Source organism: Pseudomonas sp. GT1P32 (assembly GCF_054897805.1).
In genome coordinates this window covers 325,826-343,452 of the sequence record NZ_CM142704.1, presented here as the reverse complement: position 1 = coordinate 343,452, position 17,627 = coordinate 325,826, and the positions used below count along the sequence as shown (strand labels likewise).

At 59.9% G+C, this 17,627-nt stretch carries 18 protein-coding genes and 1 tRNA gene; 5 read left to right on the top strand and 14 right to left on the bottom strand.

Features of this window, described 5'->3' with window-relative positions:
- Positions 1-523 precede the first annotated feature (523 nt).
- Positions 524-952 (top strand): nuclear transport factor 2 family protein, encoded by a 429-nt coding sequence (locus tag ACYZUC_RS01640; protein WP_461993003.1) that lies wholly within the window; start codon positions 524-526, stop codon positions 950-952.
- 50 nt (positions 953-1,002) lie between these two features.
- Here ACYZUC_RS01640 and ACYZUC_RS01635 read toward each other — a convergent pair whose 3' ends face one another.
- From ACYZUC_RS01635 to ACYZUC_RS01585, 11 genes are all read right to left on the bottom strand, one after another.
- A complete protein-coding gene (locus tag ACYZUC_RS01635) occupies positions 1,003-1,278 on the bottom strand; it encodes a DUF971 domain-containing protein (protein WP_008027252.1) in 276 nt (91 codons plus the stop codon).
- On the bottom strand, positions 1,275-2,237 hold the full coding sequence (locus ACYZUC_RS01630; protein WP_461993002.1) for a HEAT repeat domain-containing protein: 963 nt from the start codon (positions 2,235-2,237) through the stop codon (positions 1,275-1,277). The genes ACYZUC_RS01635 and ACYZUC_RS01630 overlap by 4 nt, the downstream gene beginning before the upstream one ends.
- Positions 2,234-3,082 (bottom strand): ABC transporter ATP-binding protein, encoded by an 849-nt coding sequence (locus ACYZUC_RS01625; RefSeq protein ID WP_461993000.1) that lies wholly within the window; start codon positions 3,080-3,082, stop codon positions 2,234-2,236. The genes ACYZUC_RS01630 and ACYZUC_RS01625 overlap by 4 nt, the downstream gene beginning before the upstream one ends.
- Positions 3,082-3,864, bottom strand: coding sequence for an ABC transporter permease (locus tag ACYZUC_RS01620; RefSeq protein ID WP_461992998.1), 783 nt, complete (start codon positions 3,862-3,864; stop codon positions 3,082-3,084). Before ACYZUC_RS01620 ends, ACYZUC_RS01625 begins: the two co-directional genes overlap by 1 nt.
- A 133-nt stretch (positions 3,865-3,997) precedes the next feature.
- The gene (locus ACYZUC_RS01615) at positions 3,998-5,404 is read right to left on the bottom strand and encodes an ABC transporter substrate-binding protein (protein WP_461992996.1); all 1,407 of its coding nucleotides are present in this window, start codon (positions 5,402-5,404) and stop codon (positions 3,998-4,000) included.
- A gap of 292 nt (positions 5,405-5,696) precedes the next feature.
- Entirely contained in the window at positions 5,697-5,942 is a 246-nt protein-coding gene (locus ACYZUC_RS01610) for a 4Fe-4S dicluster domain-containing protein (RefSeq protein ID WP_007946457.1), read from the bottom strand.
- A 23-nt stretch (positions 5,943-5,965) separates the two neighbouring features.
- Positions 5,966-7,696, bottom strand: coding sequence for a fumarate reductase/succinate dehydrogenase flavoprotein subunit (locus ACYZUC_RS01605; protein ID WP_192228316.1), 1,731 nt, complete (start codon positions 7,694-7,696; stop codon positions 5,966-5,968).
- Positions 7,693-8,445 carry a GntR family transcriptional regulator gene (locus tag ACYZUC_RS01600; protein WP_461992994.1) on the bottom strand — a complete coding sequence of 251 codons (753 nt, stop codon included), beginning with the start codon at positions 8,443-8,445 and terminating at the stop codon, positions 7,693-7,695. The genes ACYZUC_RS01605 and ACYZUC_RS01600 overlap by 4 nt, the downstream gene beginning before the upstream one ends.
- 399 nt (positions 8,446-8,844) lie before the next feature.
- Positions 8,845-9,210, bottom strand: a complete 366-nt coding sequence (locus ACYZUC_RS01595) for a hypothetical protein (RefSeq protein WP_461992992.1) — start codon at positions 9,208-9,210, stop codon at positions 8,845-8,847.
- A gap of 43 nt (positions 9,211-9,253) precedes the next feature.
- Positions 9,254-9,640: a hypothetical protein gene (locus ACYZUC_RS01590; RefSeq protein ID WP_461992990.1), complete on the bottom strand. Its 387-nt coding sequence runs from the start codon at positions 9,638-9,640 to the stop codon at positions 9,254-9,256.
- A gap of 144 nt (positions 9,641-9,784) precedes the next feature.
- On the bottom strand, positions 9,785-10,672 hold the full coding sequence (locus ACYZUC_RS01585; protein WP_461992988.1) for a Dyp-type peroxidase: 888 nt from the start codon (positions 10,670-10,672) through the stop codon (positions 9,785-9,787).
- Positions 10,673-10,858: 186 nt separating this feature from the next.
- Between ACYZUC_RS01585 and ACYZUC_RS01580 the strand changes: the two genes are divergently transcribed.
- Positions 10,859-12,484 carry an NADP-dependent glyceraldehyde-3-phosphate dehydrogenase gene (locus ACYZUC_RS01580; protein WP_461992986.1) on the top strand — a complete coding sequence of 542 codons (1,626 nt, stop codon included), beginning with the start codon at positions 10,859-10,861 and terminating at the stop codon, positions 12,482-12,484.
- Between the two features lie 44 nt (positions 12,485-12,528).
- The gene (locus tag ACYZUC_RS01575; RefSeq protein ID WP_461996798.1) at positions 12,529-13,572 is read left to right on the top strand and encodes an FUSC family protein; all 1,044 of its coding nucleotides are present in this window, start codon (positions 12,529-12,531) and stop codon (positions 13,570-13,572) included.
- Here the strand turns inward: ACYZUC_RS01575 and ACYZUC_RS01570 are convergent, their stop codons facing one another.
- On the bottom strand, positions 13,573-14,466 hold the full coding sequence (locus ACYZUC_RS01570; protein ID WP_461992984.1) for a DMT family transporter: 894 nt from the start codon (positions 14,464-14,466) through the stop codon (positions 13,573-13,575).
- Positions 14,467-14,601: 135 nt separating this feature from the next.
- Between ACYZUC_RS01570 and ACYZUC_RS01565 the strand changes: the two genes are divergently transcribed.
- Positions 14,602-15,039 (top strand): Lrp/AsnC family transcriptional regulator, encoded by a 438-nt coding sequence (locus ACYZUC_RS01565; RefSeq protein ID WP_008028095.1) that lies wholly within the window; start codon positions 14,602-14,604, stop codon positions 15,037-15,039.
- A gap of 65 nt (positions 15,040-15,104) precedes the next feature.
- On the opposite strand, the gene ACYZUC_RS01560 is transcribed toward ACYZUC_RS01565, so the two are convergent.
- Positions 15,105-15,776 carry a Bax inhibitor-1/YccA family protein gene (locus ACYZUC_RS01560; protein ID WP_007915443.1) on the bottom strand — a complete coding sequence of 224 codons (672 nt, stop codon included), beginning with the start codon at positions 15,774-15,776 and terminating at the stop codon, positions 15,105-15,107.
- A 123-nt stretch (positions 15,777-15,899) separates the two neighbouring features.
- Here ACYZUC_RS01560 and ACYZUC_RS01555 point away from each other — a divergent pair.
- Positions 15,900-15,987: transfer RNA gene (locus ACYZUC_RS01555), tRNA-Ser, on the top strand.
- 708 nt (positions 15,988-16,695) lie between these two features.
- Here ACYZUC_RS01555 and ACYZUC_RS01550 read toward each other — a convergent pair.
- Positions 16,696-17,502, bottom strand: a complete 807-nt coding sequence (locus ACYZUC_RS01550) for a matrixin family metalloprotease (RefSeq protein ID WP_461992981.1) — start codon at positions 17,500-17,502, stop codon at positions 16,696-16,698.
- Positions 17,503-17,627 lie beyond the last annotated feature (125 nt).

Genomic DNA, 17,627 nt, shown 5'->3' with positions numbered 1-17,627 from the left:
AATGCGGTGTGTCATTCAACATTGATGCCGACTGACACGGCCTCTTCGCGAGCAGGCTCGCTCCCACAGGGGATTTGTGGTGGTTTGGGAGATGGCGAAACGACAAAGCCCGCACAAGGCGGGCTTCGGGATTCGAGTAGGTGGCCGGCGCTGGTCTCCGGCTTACAAGGTTTATCAGGCCTCTCACAGAACAGTTTTGTGCTCTTCTGCTTCACACGGCATAAGGGCCGGATCTCAGCGCGGAGATCTTTCTAACCGTGTACCCTTCGGAACGCGCCCCACGTGTCCTTGCCATCCGCTTGCGCATCAGTCTGCGTCTTCACCTACAAATTCAAGACTAGTACACCCCCCCGAACCACGCCCCGGAATTTTTAGAACGATTTTGCCCATGGCGACGGGCGTCAGGACGGAAAAATACTAACCAGTGTTCAAGGGTTTTGCTGCGCGAGGGTTTCCCTTCAAGCCCTTTGATGTACAGTCTTCGCCGACGTTTGCAGAACAACAAAAAATACAGGAGTTGAAAATGTCGGAACTGAAACTGCATCCAAACGCCGCACAATCCTTGAACCAATGGCACGCGATGATCAAAAAGGCTGACTTGCAGGCCTTGCCCGAATTGTTGGACCCACAAGCGGTATTCCGCTCGCCAATGGCGCACACGCCTTATCCGGGGGCGCCGGTGGTCAACATGATTCTCACCACGGTGTTCGACGTGTTTGAGGACTTCCAGTACCACCGCGAATTGGCGACTGCGGACGGCTTGAACGTCATCCTCGAGTTCAGCGCCAGGGTCGGTGAAAAACAGCTCAAGGGCATCGACATGATCCGCTTCAACGAACAAGGAAAAATCGTTGAATTCGAAGTGATGGTCCGTCCCCTGAGTGGCTTGCAAGCCTTGGGTGAAGAGATGGGCCGCCGACTGGGCGCTTACCTGGCCGCCAGCAAAGCCTGACCACCCTGCCGCGCTTCATCGGCGGGCTCATGCTCCGGTGAAGCGCGTCATCAGGCCAGGCTCGAAAGATACGGCCACGGGTAAATGCCGCGTTCGTGGCCATCGCTGAAAATCAGTTGCAGGCCATAGCCCTGCGCGTTCAATTCGATGACTTGCACTCGGTCATCGACCCTCGGCGTCAACCCTTTCAAGCGAAACGCCCGGCACTGCGAACACGGGCATTGCCGGCGTAACTCGGCATGATCCAGTAACTGCTCACGACCATCCGGCCAGTTCAGTCGCAGCTGCTGTTTGCTCCGGGAATTGCCGATCGCCAGCGGGTTCATTGCAGCTGACTCAGGGCAATACGCACTGCTTTGCGCACTTCCGGGTCGCCGTCGTTCTGCGCAGCCTGCAACGCTGCGACAGCGCCCTTATCGTTCAATTCGCCGAGAGCCAGCGCGGCTTCCTTGCGCAGGTTACTGATGCGATGGCCGAGGGTTTCGATCAATGCGTCCAGCGCCGGGGCGTAACGCAAGCGACCGAGACTGCGGGTGGCGCGCAGGCGCACTTGCCAATAATCATCGCTCAACGCTTCGACCAGTGCCGGGCCGGCGTCGGTGTGGCCTACCTTGCCGAGGGTGGTCGCGGCTTCTTCGCGCACTTGCCAGGCGCCGTCCTGTAACGCCTGGCGCAGGGCCGGCAGGACGTGCACATCGGAGGCCAGGCCAAGGGCACCCGTGGCGGCGCGACGGACTTCGGTGTCCGGGTCGTGACTGGCCAACGTCGCCAGGGCCGGCAAGGCATCGAGCTGTTTGAGCCAGCCGAGCACGCCAACAGCTTCGCGGCGAACGCTGGCATCTGCATCGCCCAGCGCCGCCAAAGCAGCGGTCGCGGCATCGGGAAAACGCAATTCGCGCAACGCCCGGAACGCGGCGATACGCACGTTGATGTCGGCATGCCCGGTCCACGGCAGAATCACCCGGCCCGCGGCTTCACTCTTGAGCAGGCTCAGGCTCTGCGCAGCGGCGGCCTGCACGGCCGGCGACGGATCGGTCAACGCCTGGCACAGCGCCTCGACGACCGGCGCATCCTCCCAGGCTTCAAGCAGGCGCGCGGCTTCGGCGCGGACCTCTGCGGTCGGGTCATCGGCCAGTCGATCAACCAGCCACAGCAAACCGTCCGGTTCTTCCAGATCCGCCAGCTCGATCAGGGCGATCCGGCGCACGCCGGCGTCGGCATCGGTCAGGCGTGGTTGCAGGGCGAGAATGTCATCGTTATCGGTTACATCGAATAGAGAGGTCATAGGGCAAATCGCGGCAGTTTGTTTTCAGGGGGAAGTCCGAGAGGGTTCAGGCGTGGTAGCTGCCGACCGTCTTCGTGACGCAGTAATTCGAGGCAATGGCGCTTCAAGCGGGAAAACTCATGGCTTGTCACCAGTTCGCTGGTGCGTGGCCGGGGGAAGTCGAGGCGCAGGTCTTCGATGATCCGCCCGGGACGCGTGCTCATGACCAGCAGCCGGTCGGCGAGGAACAGCGCTTCGTCGATGTCGTGGGTGACGAACACCACGGTGGTGCGAATCCGCGTCCAGATGTCCAGCAGCAGCTCTTGCATGTTCAACCGGGTCAGCGCGTCGAGGGCACCGAACGGCTCGTCCATCAGCAACAGGCGCGGACGGTTGATCAGCACGCGGGCGATTTCCACCCGCTGCTGCATGCCACCGGACATCTGATCCGGCCAGCGCTCGGCGAACCCATCGAGGCCGACCAGCGCGAGGATTTCATCGGCGGCTTCGTGCCGTTCGGCCTTGCCAATGCCGCGCATTTTCAGGCCGAACGCGACGTTGTCGCGCACCGTACGCCAAGGGAACAGCGTGTGGTGCTGGAACACCATGCCGCGCTGGGGCGAAGGACTCGACACGTCTTCGCCATCGACTTTAAGGCTGCCGGCGCGAGGTTGCAGGTGTCCGGCCAGCGCGCCGAGCAAGGTCGATTTGCCGCAACCGGAGGGGCCGAGAATGCACACGAACTGCCCCGGCTCGATCTGGCAATCGAGGCCTTGCACGGCTTCGAACGCGGCACGGCCCTCCCCGAGGCTGATCGACAATCCGCGAATGTCGATGCGCCCTTCAAGGTGTTGAAATACGCTCATCAGGCTTTTCCTCGTGGTCGATGCCAAGGCGTCAACAACCCGCCCAACCGTTTGATCAGCAAGCTGCTGCCCATGCCGAGCACGCCGATCAGCAACATGCCGACGACGATGTCGGCGTAGTTCTGGATGGTGTAGGACTCCCAGGTGTAGTAGCCGATGCCGTATTGGCCGGAGATCATTTCGGCGGTCACCAGGCAAAACCACGAGGTGCCCATGCCGATGGCGAGGCCGGTGATGATGCTCGGCGCGGCGCCCGGCAGAATCACCTCCAGCAGAATCGCCCGACGCCCTGCCCCGAGGCTTTTCGCCGAGGCAATCAGGCGCGGGTCAACGCCTTCGACGCCGTGCACGGTGTTGAGCAGGATCGGGAACAGCGCGCCAGTGAAGGTGATGAAGACCATCGACAGTTCCGACGACGGGAACATCAGGATCGCCAGGGGAATCCAGGCGACGGCCGGGATCGGCCGCAGGACTTCCAGCGGCGGCAACAGCAAATCTTCGGCCCATTTCGAACGACCGATGGCCAGGCCCAACGCGATGCCGATGATCAGCGCCGCGAGGTAACCGGCGAAGACCCGGCTGAGGCTGCTGCTCAGGTGCTGGGCGAGTTTGCCGGAATCGCCCAGGCCCAGGGCGGCTTCGATCACCGCCAGCGGTGTCGGGACATTGGCGAAGGTGACAAGGCCGAGGTTCCAGTGGTGGCTGGCGGCGAGTTGCCAGAACAAAAGGCAGAGCAGCAATGAAGCTGCCCTCGGGATCCAGCGCAAATAGGATCGGTACACAATTCTTCCTCTCAACCTAACCCCCCTGTAGGAGCGAAGCTTGCTCGCGAAGGAGTGTCAGCTAAGTCAATGTCGACTGACACTCCTTCGCGAGCAAGCTTCGCTCCTACAGGGGATTGCGGTGTTCTGGCGGTTAGCGGGCGGCTACGGCCTGGGTGGTGGCGTCGGTGAAGTCGAGGACTTTGCCGCCCTGGGCCGTGGCGAATTGCTGGGCCTGGCCCTTGAGCAGAAACGCGCTGAGGCGCCCTTTCGCATCACTGGCAAACCACGCCTGATCCGCCAACAACTTGATCCCGCTGTCACTCGCCTGGGCATACACCGCGCGGATGTTTTTGCCTTCGGACTTCAAACCGGCCAATGCCGTGAACGCCGATTCCGCCGAGGCGTACTGCCGGACTTTCGGCTCGCCGCGCACCCAGATCTCGGCCACATGACTGAAGTCGGTGATGGCTTTGCCGCTCAACGCATCCACTGCTTTGAGCGGTGTCTGACCGTAGTTGGCCAGTTGCGCGGTGTAGTCCAGGTGCGAGGCCTTGAACGCGGCGCGGATGTACTGGTCGTCGATGAAAGTGTTGAGATCGAGGCCGCGATCAGCCTTCTTCAGCAGCTTGAGGGTGTCGATGGCGGTGCCGACCGCCTGGCGATATTCCGGCTTCCAGCTCAGGTCGCGGGTCTGCACGCCGAGCGGGCCGTGGAACAGGTAATTGACCTCGGCATCGACGCCGGTGACCTTGGCGATCAACTCGCTGTACTTCTCGGGTTCTGCCGCCAACAACTGGTTGGCTTCGAGGCTGGCGCGCAGATACGCGACGACGATTTCCGGGTACTTTTTCGCGTAGGCCTGATCGACCAGCGCACCGTGGAACGTCGGCGTATTCGCCTGGGAACCGTCATAGATCTTGCGAGCGAAGCCACGGCTCGGGAACAGTTCGGCGAAAGGCACAAAGTCGGCGTGGGCGTCGATCTTGCCGGCCTGCAACGCGGAACCGGCGACTTCCGGCGGCTGGGCGATGATGTTCACGTCTTTGAGCGGATCCCAACCCTGAGCCGCCACCGCGCGCAGCAACATGCCATGGGCGGTCGAGGCGAATGGCACGGAAATGGTCTTGCCCTTGAGTTCGGCCAGTGATTGCACACCCGAAGCGCTCGGCACGACGATGCCGTTGCCGCTGCCCTTGATGCTGCCCGACAGCACGCTGATAAACAGGCTGTGCTTGCCGGCGGTTTCGAACGCGACACCGTTGAACGAGCCAGGGAAATCGGCCATCGCGCCGAAGTCCAGTTTGCCCGCAACCATCTCGTTGGTCAGGGGCGCACCGCTGGTGAAGTTCTTCCACTCGACCTCGTATTTGGCGTCTTTGTATTGGCCGTCGTGGGGCAGGTATTTGTCCAGCAAGCCGAGCTCGCGAATCAACAGGCCGCCGGCGGCGCAGTTGATCGTGGTGTCCTGGGTGCCGATGGCAATGCGGATGGTTTCGGCGGAAGCCGACAAGGTGAATGAAGCCAGTACCAGACCGGCCAATGCTGCACGCAATAACATGGTGAATCCCCTCGAATCATTTATAGGATGTTCGTCTCCGCCACGATCAGGGCGCGGTGGGAAACGAGGGGTGTTTGAAGCAGGCGTCCGGTGTTGCCGGGTAGCGTTTTATGTTGTTTGGGCTGGCCTCTTCGCGAGCAGGCTCGCTCCCACATTGGAACTCGATCAACTGTAGGAGCCGGCTTGCTGCGGGCGGCGTTCCGACGATGGTGTGTCAGTCGACATCAACGCAGCTGACACACCATCGTCGGAACGCCGCCCGCAGCAAGCCGGCTCCTACAAGGTCGGTGTTTCAACGTAAGAGGTATGGGATCTCGACTTTCACGGCCCCGGTCGGGCAGTCCTTTTCGCATGGCATGCAGTACCAGCATTCGTCGAAGGCCATGTAGGCCTTTTGCGTGGCCGGGTTGATCGCCAGCAAGTCCATCGGGCAGACGTCGACGCACACGGTGCAACCTTTGTGGGCGATGCACAGGTCCTCGTCGACGGTGACGGGCGCGTTGGAACGGAAGAAAATTTCCTGGGGTTGATAGGCCATTTCGCGGTCTCTCTTTTTTAGGCTCAGGCCGCAAAGGCACCGACACGCAGCCGGTCGTAGGCCTGCATTTCTTCGGCATCCAGCGGGATGATGTAGGGCTCGACGGCTTTCTTGAAACTGCTCATCTGGCCGTTTTCATCCTTCTTCAAATGGCAATGGCAGAACCAGTCGCTGTCGTTGCGCTGCGGGTGATCGACCCGATAGTGGTAAAGCCCCCAGCGACTTTCGGCGCGGAACAACGAAGCGCGGGCGGCCATTTCGGCGCAGTCGCGGATCATGCTGACTTCCATGGCGCGCATCAGTTCGTGGGCGTTGTGGGCCTTGATCTGATCGAGATCGCGCTGGATATCGCTGAAACGTTGCAGGCCGATCTGCATCTTCTTGGTCACTTTCGGCGGTTGCAGGTAATCGTTCACGAAGCGTCGCAGCTTGTACTCGACCTGGGCCGGCGGCAGTCCGTGTTCGCGGTCCAGTGGTGCGTAGACCCGTGCTTTCTCTGTTTCGATTTGTTTGGCATCGACCGCTGAAAATTCGCGACCGGCGACAAAATCCGCTGCGTTGGTGCCGGCAAACCAGCCGTAGGTGAACGCGCCAAGCATGTAGTTGTGCGGCACGGCGGCCATGTCACCCGCCGAGTACAAACCCTTGACCGAGGTTTCGGCCTTCTCGTTGACCCACACGCCCGACGCCGAATGCCCGCTGCAAAAACCGATTTCCGAGATGTGCATCTCGACCATCTGCGTGCGGTAATCGGTGCCGCGATTGGCGTGAAACTGGCCGCGACTCGGGCGTTCGTTGCTGTGCAGGATCTCTTCGATGTTCTGGATGGTTTCCTCGGCCAGGTGATCGAGTTTGAGGAACACCGGGCCGTTGCCGCTTTCGAGTTCCTGGTGGAACTCCCACATCATCTGGCCGCTCCAGTAGTCGCACTCGATGAAGCGCTCGCCCTTGTTGTTGGCGGTGTAGCCGCCCAACGGGCCGGTGACGTAGGCGCAGGCCGGGCCGTTGTAATCCTTGATCAAAGGGTTGATCTGGAAGCATTCGAGGTTCGCTAGCTCGGCCCCGGCGTGATAGGCCATGGCGTAACCGTCGCCGGCATTGGTCGGGTTTTCGTAGGTGCCCATCAGGTAACCCGAGGACGGCAGGCCCAAGCGCCCGGCGGCACCGCACGCGAGGATCACTGCCTTGGCCTTAATCACATGAAAATCGGCGGTACGGCAGTCGAAACCCATCAGGCCGTTGACCGCGCCCTCTTCGTCCGTCAGCAAGCGCGTGCAAACCACACGGTTGGTGATGCTGACCCGGGCGCGTTTCAACTGGCGGTACAGGACTTTCTTGATGTCGTGCCCTTCCGGCATCGGCAGCACGTAAGCGCCCATGTGGTGGACCTTTTTCACCGCGTAGTCACCGGTTTCGTCCTTCTCGAACTTCACGCCCCAGCGGTCCAGTTGCTCGATGGTTTCGAAGCTGTGTGTCGCGTAGGCGTAGACCGCTGCCTGATTGACGATGCCGTCGTTGGCGATGGTGATTTCCTTGGTGTACTGCTCCGGGGTCGAGTGGCCCGGAATGATCGCGTTGTTCAGGCCGTCCATGCCCATGCTGATCGCGCCGCTGCGCTTGACGTTGGCCTTGTCGATCAGTAACACGCGCAGGTCGCGGTTGCGCTCCTTGGCCTTGATTGCTGCCATGGGACCTGCCGTGCCGCCGCCGATCACGACGATGTCGTATTCCTGTTCGAGGGTACTTCTTGTCATGCCTGCGCCCCTTTTTGCCGGTCGATCCGCAGGCGGTACTGGAAGGCATCGCCGCGGTAGTAAAGGTGTTCGAAGTCCACGGGTTGGCCGCTGGCATCGTGGGTCAGACGCTCGATGCGCATGATCGGCGAGCCGGGTTCGACACTCAGTGCCTGGGTCAGGTCGCTGTCGGCGAGGACGGCGTCGATGGCCAGATCGGCATGACCGAGGGCCAGGCCGCAGTCGTTTTCGAGGATCAGGAAGATGTCGCGGGTGACCAGATCGGCCTTCTCCAGCCGTTCGCCGATGGTTTTGGGCAGGTAGGTGATTTCCAGTGAAATCGGCTCGCGATTGATCAGGCGAACCCGCTTGATCTGCGCCACGATCTCGCCTTCGGCCACCTGCAAACGCTCGGCGACAAGTTTGTCGGCGGGGATGAATTTGAAACTGCGCAGGCGGTTGATCACCTCGTAGCCACGCCCGGTCATGGACTCGGCGAGACCTTGCAGAGTGCTGACGTTCTGGAAGGTTTTCGGTTTGGCGACGAAGGTGCCCTTGCCGTGAATCTTGAAGATCAGCCCTTCTTTTTGCAGATCACCGAGGGCCTGGCGCACGGTGATGCGGCTGACTTTGAACAACGCGCCAAGCTCGCTTTCCGAAGGCATCTGGCTGTCTTGCGGGTATTCGCCGTCGAGAATGCGGGCACGCAGGACGTCGCGCAGTTGAGTGTGCAAAGGAACACTGCTGAGGGAGAGAACGTTATCGGTCATGGCAGATCACTTGTTATAACGAGTTATGACGTGATCTTAGAGTTCTAGCGCGAGGGTTGAGAAATACTGTTTGAGAATAAGGTTAGATTCGCGGGATGGCGCGTCACCTGACACACCGCGCCGCATGGATCGCCAGCAAGCCGGGCTCCTACAGGATTGGCGTCAACCGAACATCCCCGGCACACCCACGCACTTGTAGGAGCCGGCTTGCTGGCGATGGCGTCCATGAAATCGCCTTCGCCGGCAAGCCGGGCTCCTACAGGATTGGCGTCAACCGAACATCCCCGGCACACACGCACTTGTAGGAGCCGGCTTGCCGGCGATGGCGTCCATGAAATCGCCTTCGCCGGTAAGCCTGGCTCCTACAGGATTGGCGTCATCCGAACATTCCCGGCACACCTACGCACTTGTAGGAGCCGGCTTGCTGGCGATGGCGTCCTTGAAATCGCCATCGCCGGCAAGCCTGGCTCCTACAGGATTGGCGTCATCCGAACATTCCCGGCACGCATACGCACTTGTAGGAGCCGGCTTGCTGGCGATGGCGTCCATGAAATCGCCTTCGCCGGCAAGCCTGGCTCCTACAGGGTTTGCATCATCCGAACATTCCCGGCACGCATACGCATTTGTAGGAGCCGGCTTGCCGGCGATGGCGTCCTTGAAATCGCCTTCGCCGGCAAGCCTGGCTCCTACAGGATTGGCGTCAACCGAACATCCCCGGCACACCCACGCACTTGTAGGAGCCGGCTTGCCGGCGATGGCGCCCATGAAATCGCCTTCGCCGGCAAGCCTGGCTCCTACAGGATTGGCGTCAACCGAACATCCCCGGCACCCACGCACTTGTAGGAGCCGGCTTGCTGGCGATGGCGTCCATGAAATCGCCTTCGCCAGCAAGCCGGGCTCCTACAGGATTGGCGTCATCCGAACATTCCCGGTACGCATACGCACTTGTAGGAGCCGGCTTGCTGGCGATGGCGTCCATGAAATCGCCTTCGCCGGCAAGCCTGGCTCCTACAGGATTGGCGTCATCCGAACATTCCCGGCACGCATACGCACTTGTAGGAGCCGGCTTGCCGGCGATGGCGCCCATGAAATCGCCTTCGCCGGCAAGCCTGGCTCCTACAGGATTGGCGTCAACCGAACATTCCCGGCACACCCACGCACTTGTAGGAGCCGGCTTGCTGGCGATGGCGTCCATGAAATCGCCTTCGCCGGCAAGCCTGGCTCCTACAGGATTGGCGTCAACCGAACATTCCCGGCACACCCACGCACTTGTAGGAGCCGGCTTGCTGGCGATGGCGTCCTTGAAATCGCCATCGCCGGCAAGCCTTGCTCCTACAGATCAACCGACGCGCAGTGCGCGCAAGTCCAGACGACCGTCCTTCAGCGGTGGGCACCAGTAGTAGCCGCCGGTGATCGGGCGACTGATGCGGTACAAGCCGTCGGTGATGCCATCTTCCAGACCGCTCATGCGTCGCAATTGGGCTTCGAAGGCGTCGAGGGAGAAACCGAACGCGAGGAACATCAGACCGGCGCGATCCCCTTCGATCCACGGCATCGAGCGGCGGACCACGAACGCTTCGGGGGCGAAGCTTTCCTGGGCGGTGCGTTTGACGTGGGCAGAGATAGGCGCGTCATCGATTTCTTCGTTGTCGCTCAAGCGACGGCCCATGATGTTGTCCTTTTCTTCGGACGGCATCGCGTGGAAGCCCTTCAGGTCGTGCTGCCACTGCTGGATCGCGGCGAAGCTGCCACCGACCACACCGTCAGCGCCCTCACCGATCAACGCGGCAGCCACGGCGGCTTCGTTGTGCGGGTTTTCGGTGCCATCTTCGTAACCGGTCAGGTCGTGGCCGGTGAGGTGGCGGAAAGTTTCATTCATCTGCACCAGGCGCAGGGCCGGCGCCAGCGCGGCTTCGATGGCGGTGGCGCGATTGAGCAACTCGCCACGGTCGACACCATGCAACCAGCACCACAGCGCGTGCTGGGTCGACGGGTTGTCGACGCCGACGCCGGTCAGTGCCGGAAACGGCCGCAGCCCGTCGATCTGCACGTGCAGCGCCTTGACCAGGGATTCACCGAAACCGGCCACCGCCGACTTCCAGTCCACCAGCTGCGTCAACTTGTCGAGCGCGGCCGGCAGAGCATCGACGGATTCCAGCGTGAAGAACATATGACGGGCCTGAGGTGGAACGGGGGTGGCGAGGATGCCCGGCTGGTAGTAACTCATATGAACTCCTTAAGAAAGAGCGTGAAGTTTACCCGCAGCGTCGGCCGTTGTGTGTTCTCAGGTCAAAAGATCGCCGGATCTTGATCCCGGCACTTAAAAAGTCGAGGCAATAAGGCGTATAACCTTTGAAGTGAATTCTGAACTGCAAGCCGCCAGCGCATGGCTTACATCACATGGAGTAGCGACATGACCACAGCACACATCCTCGGCAACCTGTTTCCCGACGCCAGCGACATTCCGGAAAAGTACCGCCTCGACGGCCAGACCGAGCAGCGTGAATACCTGGTCGATGGCGAGCTGAAAACCTGGTCCGGCCCCCTCGCCCAAGTCCGCAGCCCGGTGTACCTGACCGGCGAAAATGGCGACGAACAAGTGATCCTCGGCAGCACGCCGTTGCTCGATGCCGACACCGCGCTGACCGCCCTCGACGCCGCCGTCCGCGCCTATGACCGGGGCCAGGGTTTGTGGCCGACCATGCGCGTGGCCGAACGCATCCAGCACGTCGAAGCGTTTCTCGGGCGTATGCGCGAACAGCGCGAAGCGGTGGTCAAGTTGCTGATGTGGGAGATCGGCAAAAACCTCAAGGACTCGGAAAAAGAGTTCGACCGCACCTGCGACTACATCGTCGACACCATCAACGCCCTCAAGGAACTCGACCGCCGCTCCAGTCGTTTCGAGCTGGAACAAGACACGCTCGGGCAGATCCGCCGCGTGCCGCTGGGCGTGGCGCTGTGCATGGGGCCTTACAACTACCCGCTGAACGAAACCTTCACCACGCTGATTCCGGCGCTGATCATGGGCAACACCGTGGTGTTCAAACCGGCCAAGCTCGGCGTGCTGCTGATCCGTCCGCTGCTGGAAGCGTTCCGCGACAGCTTCCCGACCGGTGTGATCAACGTCATTTACGGCAGCGGCCGCGAGACGGTCAGCGCGCTGATGGCCAGCGGCAAGATCGATATCTTCGCGTTCATCGGCACCAACAAGGCCGCCAGCGACCTGAAAAAACTCCACCCGAAACCGCACCGTTTGCGCGCCGCGCTGGGCCTGGATGCGAAAAACCCCGGTATCGTTTTGCCTGAGGTGGACCTGGACAACGCCGTGAACGAAGCGGTCACCGGTTCGCTGTCGTTCAATGGCCAGCGCTGCACCGCGCTGAAAATCCTCTTCGTCCACGAAGACGTGGTCGAGGCGTTCATCGACAAATTCAACGCCAAACTCGCCAGCCTCAAACCCGGCATGCCGTGGGAAACCGGCGTAGCCCTTACGCCGCTGCCGGAATCGGGCAAGGTCGATTATCTGCACGGGCTGGTCGCGGATGCCGTGAGCAAAGGTGCCCGTGTGGTCAACCCGAATGGCGGTGAAGCCCGCGCGTCCTTCTTCTATCCGGCGGTGGTGTACCCGGTGACGCCGCAGATGCGCGTCTATCAGGAAGAACAGTTCGGCCCGGTGGTGCCAATCGTGCCTTACCGGCATCTGGACACAGTGATCGATTACGTCCTGGAGTCGGACTTCGGCCAACAACTGAGTATCTTCGGCACCAACCCGGTGGCGGTTGGCCGGCTGGTCGACACCTTCGCCAACCAGGTCGGGCGCATCAACCTCAACGCCCAGTGCCAGCGCGGTCCGGACACCTTCCCGTTCAACGGCCGCAAGAACTCCGCCGAAGGCACGTTGTCGGTGCATGATGCTCTGCGGGTGTTTTCGATCCGCACGCTGGTCGCGACCAAGTTCCAGGAGACCAACAAGGACCTCATCAGCGAGATCATCAGCGGCCGCAGTTCGAGCTTCCTGACCACCGACTACATCTTCTGAGGACCACGAGCCTGAGCACCTTCAGAGCCCATCGACTACCACCACTGTTGCGCCGGGTACTGCGTCCGTTACTGGACCCGTACCGGCGCTATCGCCACGCCAAACTGATTCACGCCGTGCGCGTATCACTGGGGTTGCTGGCGACGATCCTGTTGACCACCGGCATCCACCTGCCCCACGGTGAGTGGGCGTCGGTGACGATGCTGGTGGTGATCGGCGGTTTGCAGCACCACGGCAACATCGGCAAAAAAGCCGCCGAGCGCGCCATCGGCACCTTGATCGGCGCCGGTGTCGGCCTGTTGCTGGTGGCGCAACAAGCCTGGCTCGGGATGCCGTGGCTGACCTATTTTGCGATGTCGGTGGTCTGCGGATTCTTCTCATACCATGCCATCGGCAAGGGCGGTTACACGGCGCTGCTGTCGGCGATCACCGTGTTTATCGTCGCCGGGCATGGCGATAATCCGGTGACCGACGGGCTGTGGCGCGGGGTGGATATCCTGATCGGCATTGCCCTGGCCCTGGCGTTTTCCTTTGCGCTGCCGCTGTACGCGGTTTACTCCTGGCGCTACAACCTGGCCGATGCGCTGCGCGATTGCGCGACGATTTACGGACGCATCATCAATGGCCAACCCGTCACTGATGACGAGCACGTGAAGTTGATGAATCGCCTGAACACGGTGATGGTGCAACAGCGCTCGCTGATGCCGTCGGTGTCCAAGGAAGTGAAGATATCCATGACCGAGCTCGATGCGATCCAGCGCCATTTGCGCATGTGCGTCAGCACCCTGGAAATCCTCAGCAACACCCGACCCGATGCCAATGACCCCGACGCCATGGCGCATCTGCAATCGGCGTTGAAAGCGGAGCATCGGCTGATTCGCGTGCAATTGGTGGGGATGGCGCGGGCGCTGAAATCCGGTGCGTCCCGGCGGCTGAATCGACCCGTCGAACTGCCAGCGGATTCGAGCCTGGACGCACCGGTTTACAACCCGCTGGACGGCTACCGGCTATTGATCCGGCAGCTGGCCAGCAACATTGGTGAAATGCGCCAGCGCCTGGCCAAGACCGCGCCGTGCTGGAACATCTGATTATTGTGTAACTGTCCGCCGAAACTTCAGGCTCCAGCCTTGTTGCATGCCCGCGGCGGCCAGCAGAATCGCAGCGACACCGATCCATTGCAGCACTTCCAGACGATGACCGAAGGCAAACCAGTCGACGAAAATCGCCGCAATCGGGTAAATGAACGACAACGCGCCGGTGAGTGCCGTCGGCAATTTCTGGATCGCGCCGTACAGCAACACGTACATCACGCCGGTGTGAACAATGCCGAGAGTCACCAGGCTGGCCCAGGCGCTCGGTGCTTGCGGCAACGCCGAGAAGTGCGCGAATGGCGCGAGCAACAACACGCCGGTGCTGACCTGAACCAGCGCGATCAGGTGCGGTGGCGTGCCGGTCAGGCGTTTGATGATCAACGCCGCAATCGCGTAAAGGAAAGCGGCCCCAAGCGCCAGCGCGATGCCCATCAGGTAATCGTTGCCGCCCTCGCCCTGTTGCCCGTGTGCGCTGACAATCGCCAGCATCCCCAGAAACGAAACGCCCAGCCAGAACAGTTTCTGCAGGGTGATTTTTTCGTTGAGGAACAGCGCGGCCAAGCCGACCAGCATGAACGGTTGAACGTTATACACCGCGGTGCCGATGGCAATCGAAGCGCGGGAGTAAGAAGCAAACAACAGCACCCAGTTGCCAACAATCGCCACGCCGCTTAGCACCGCCAGCAGGAAGGTGGTGCGGGTCAAAATGCCGGGGCGCAGGAAGCCGAAAGCCGCGCAAATCAGCAACAAGGTGCCGGCGCCGAACACGCAACGCCAGAACACCACGTCCAGCACCGGTTGCCCGGACACCAGCACGAACCAGCCGATGGTCCCGGAAATCAGCATGGCGGCGGTCATCTCGAATGACCCGCGACGAAGTGTTTTGTCCATCATCAGACTCCTGTGATTGAGCCCAAAGTATGCCCATCCAACCGGGGGCTTCTCCAGCGTAAAAAGCAGGCTAAACTCGGCATCTGCCTTTTTTATCAAGGCGGTTTCGATTAATTGCCTTACAGGGGTTACGCCATGACTGACGATATCGACCAGGTGCTGATTACGGCGTTGATGGAAGACTCACGGCGTTCGCTCAAGGCGCTGGCAAACCTCAGCGGCCTGTCCTCACCGAGCGTCGCCGAGCGTTTGCGCCGCCTCGAAGAACGGGGCGTGCTCAAGGGCTACACCGTCGAGATTGATCCCAAGTGTTTCGGCTATCAACTCCAGGCCATCGTGCGAATCCGCCCGTTGCCGGGCCAGTTACAAGAGGTGGAGCGGCAAATCCAGGCGATTCCCGAATTCACCGAGTGCGACAAGGTCACCGGCGACGACTGCTTCATCGCCCGCCTGCACGTGCGCTCGATGGAACAGCTGGACACCCTCCTCGACCGCCTCAACACCCATGCAGAAACCAACACCGCCATCGTCAAGAAAACCCCGGTCAAACGCCGATTGCCGCCCATGGCCTAAGCCTTCAGCCAAATCGCAGGCAAGAAAAAACCCGCCGAAGCGGGTTTTTTACTCATGGACGACGATTAATCATCGCGGCTCATGATGCCGAAGATCTGCAACAAGCTGATGAACAGGTTGTAGATCGACACATACAGGCTGATGGTCGCCATGATGTAGTTGCGCTCACCGCCGTGAATGATGGCGCTGGTCTGGAACAGAATGCAGACCGAGGAGAACAGCACAAAACCTGCGCTGATCGCCAGCTGCAGACCGCTGACCTGGAAGAAGAAGCTCGCCAGCGTCGCACCCAGCAGCACAAAGAAACCTGCGGTGATGAAGCCGCCGAGGAAACTCATGTCCTTGCGGGTGATCAGCACGTAAGCCGACAGACCGCCGAACACCAGCGCCGTCATCGCGAAGGCCGAGCTCACTACTTCAGCGCCGCCCTGCATGCCCAGGTAACGGTTGAGGATCGGGCCGAGCAGGAAACCCATGAAACCGGTCAGGGCAAACGCCGACACCAGGCCCCACGCGGAATCACGGAGTTTGTTAGTGAGGAAGAAAAGGCCGTAGAAACCGATCAGCACCACGAATATATTCGGGTAGCCGACGCGCATCTGCTGGGCGACGAACGCCATCACGCCGCTGAATGCGAGGGTGAGAGCGAGCAAGCCGTATGTGTTGCGCAGGACGCGGCTAACCTCTAGCTGCTCAGCCTGCACGCTGTTATTAACTGCGTAATCCTGTTCGCGCATGGCGACACTCCTGTTGGTTTGAAACGTTCAGTCGCAAAGATCATAACAGACGCTCTGTAACAAGCCATGCAGAGAGTTTGACAGTGTGTTTCATTCAGGTATTATGGCGCCCGCAACGCAAACGGAGGTGTGGCCGAGTGGTTTAAGGCAACGGTCTTGAAAACCGTCGACTGTAACAGGTCCATGAGTTCGAATCCCATCGCCTCCGCCATCTTTATACGACAAAGCCCTGATTATTCAGGGCTTTGTCGTTTCTGGTACTCGCGGTTTTTGGTCTTCCCTTTCTGGATCGCTTCCGCATCTTTTCGGTCATTTCCGCAACCCTACCCTTCCGATATCACTGGTTCGACCTCGACACGCAGGTGGATGTGGCTTTCTTCAACAGGCAGCTGTCGGCCAAAAGCGGTCTCTAGCGCCCCAGCCCAAGTGCGGCCACGTCGAAGGCGTGAATGTCACACTGGAGGGCCTTGTTGTGCGCCGAGCCGCAAACATCCGCTTTACTCCGTTTGAAGTGCTTTACCAAGTTTCGCACCCAGATCGCGGCGACATTGATTGTGCACGTGGTATCGCTGCATGACGGTTGCCGTCAAGGCTTCCTCGGAGAGCGCGACGTCCATTGGCTCCGGCCCCCACTCCTTACTGACCTTGAGCTGTTGGAGTCCAATGACAGTCTCAATCAAGGCCTGCTCGAACCATGCGTGGACTACATCCGTAAGGGACATCTGGTGAATAAAGAGCAGGCGCCAATGCTAATGCCTGTCAGTTAAGAAATCTCTCGCGAAAGATGCTTCGTGTAACAGCTGGCGAAGCCATCCAATTACAGATTGCTTTACGGCTTACTGACTGGCACCAATGGTGCCCGAATATCGTTCGAATGGAAATCGACACGGGAGGTACATGGCGATACTCCAAAACAAAATCATTTAAACAGCAAGTTACTGGATAGCTCCCTAAGATTGTGAAAAGGAGTCACCAATCGGATAGCGGTACCATTTATCTGCTTTAGCTTCCCGCTACGAGCCAGGGTATAAAGTTCCTTTAGATCCTTTTTATCATCCTCGGTAAGCTGGCTGTCAGCACCATAATTCATTATCGACACGCGGTTCTCTGAACCAAAGGGAACAGCAGGATTATCAGGCTCTTTCTGTGGTGCAAACCAATGTCGAAGCCCAAATACGTGGCCAAGCTCATGCGCCAATGTCTCGACTTGCTCAGTTAGCTCCTGACTAAACAGCGTCGGATAGATCACCAGGTCATGTCGCCCGGAGTCTGGAAAAAAGGCGCTTGCCAAAACACAACCCGCGGTATTACAGCGTTCGACTTCCTGTATGACTATCTGAAAATCCCACGCATCATCGTCCTTGGCAAACTTGATTGGCACAGCGTCTCCCCATGCCTGCAATGCAAGCGCAAGAAGATGTTCAATCCTTTCTTTGGCTTTATCAGGCGACTCAAAGTTAGTCAGCGATTGCTCCTTGAATCTCCACCTCAGTATTGAACCTTCGCTCCAAAGAGGAATAAAACCCTCCGTGGCGTCAAGCTGCAACTCCGCAGGGTTACGCTTATAACCACGAGACTCTGTATCACAGATTATATTTACGTGCTGTCCATAGACATGGACCTTGGGATCTTCGCTGACGCTCTGTTGCCCGGCAATTTTCATACGAAACGGATCATCCGTTAGTACGTCTGTGTTGGACTGGGTTAACTCAACTGTATCAGTCATGAACTCTTCCTTTTGCCCGTTGAAGATAACTGCACACAGGTAAATTAGCTCACAGCCCACAAGCTGCACTGACCGTCCGGCAGATCTGAAGCAACGGTCAACTCATCAAAATGGAACTGAAGCTG

What these genes read in the sequence shown, in the direction of transcription:
- ACYZUC_RS01560 (WP_007915443.1), bottom strand. Translation starts at nt 15,776, where the DNA reads ATGCGCGAACAGGATTACGCAGTTAATAACAGCGTGCAGGCTGAGCAG.
- ACYZUC_RS01610 (WP_007946457.1), bottom strand. Translation starts at nt 5,942, where the DNA reads ATGGCCTATCAACCCCAGGAAATTTTCTTCCGTTCCAACGCGCCCGTC.
- ACYZUC_RS01570 (WP_461992984.1), bottom strand. Translation starts at nt 14,466, where the DNA reads ATGGACAAAACACTTCGTCGCGGGTCATTCGAGATGACCGCCGCCATG.
- ACYZUC_RS01615 (WP_461992996.1), bottom strand. Translation starts at nt 5,404, where the DNA reads ATGTTATTGCGTGCAGCATTGGCCGGTCTGGTACTGGCTTCATTCACC.
- ACYZUC_RS01585 (WP_461992988.1), bottom strand. Translation starts at nt 10,672, where the DNA reads ATGAGTTACTACCAGCCGGGCATCCTCGCCACCCCCGTTCCACCTCAG.
- ACYZUC_RS01595 (WP_461992992.1), bottom strand. Translation starts at nt 9,210, where the DNA reads ATGGGCGCCATCGCCGGCAAGCCGGCTCCTACAAGTGCGTGGGTGTGC.
- ACYZUC_RS01635 (WP_008027252.1), bottom strand. Translation starts at nt 1,278, where the DNA reads ATGAACCCGCTGGCGATCGGCAATTCCCGGAGCAAACAGCAGCTGCGA.
- ACYZUC_RS01605 (WP_192228316.1), bottom strand. Translation starts at nt 7,696, where the DNA reads ATGACAAGAAGTACCCTCGAACAGGAATACGACATCGTCGTGATCGGC.
- ACYZUC_RS01590 (WP_461992990.1), bottom strand. Translation starts at nt 9,640, where the DNA reads ATGGACGCCATCGCCAGCAAGCCGGCTCCTACAAGTGCGTGGGTGTGC.
- ACYZUC_RS01550 (WP_461992981.1), bottom strand. Translation starts at nt 17,502, where the DNA reads ATGACTGATACAGTTGAGTTAACCCAGTCCAACACAGACGTACTAACG.
- ACYZUC_RS01625 (WP_461993000.1), bottom strand. Translation starts at nt 3,082, where the DNA reads ATGAGCGTATTTCAACACCTTGAAGGGCGCATCGACATTCGCGGATTG.
- ACYZUC_RS01630 (WP_461993002.1), bottom strand. Translation starts at nt 2,237, where the DNA reads ATGACCTCTCTATTCGATGTAACCGATAACGATGACATTCTCGCCCTG.
- ACYZUC_RS01565 (WP_008028095.1), top strand. Translation starts at nt 14,602, where the DNA reads ATGACTGACGATATCGACCAGGTGCTGATTACGGCGTTGATGGAAGAC.
- ACYZUC_RS01600 (WP_461992994.1), bottom strand. Translation starts at nt 8,445, where the DNA reads ATGACCGATAACGTTCTCTCCCTCAGCAGTGTTCCTTTGCACACTCAA.
- ACYZUC_RS01640 (WP_461993003.1), top strand. Translation starts at nt 524, where the DNA reads ATGTCGGAACTGAAACTGCATCCAAACGCCGCACAATCCTTGAACCAA.
- ACYZUC_RS01580 (WP_461992986.1), top strand. Translation starts at nt 10,859, where the DNA reads ATGACCACAGCACACATCCTCGGCAACCTGTTTCCCGACGCCAGCGAC.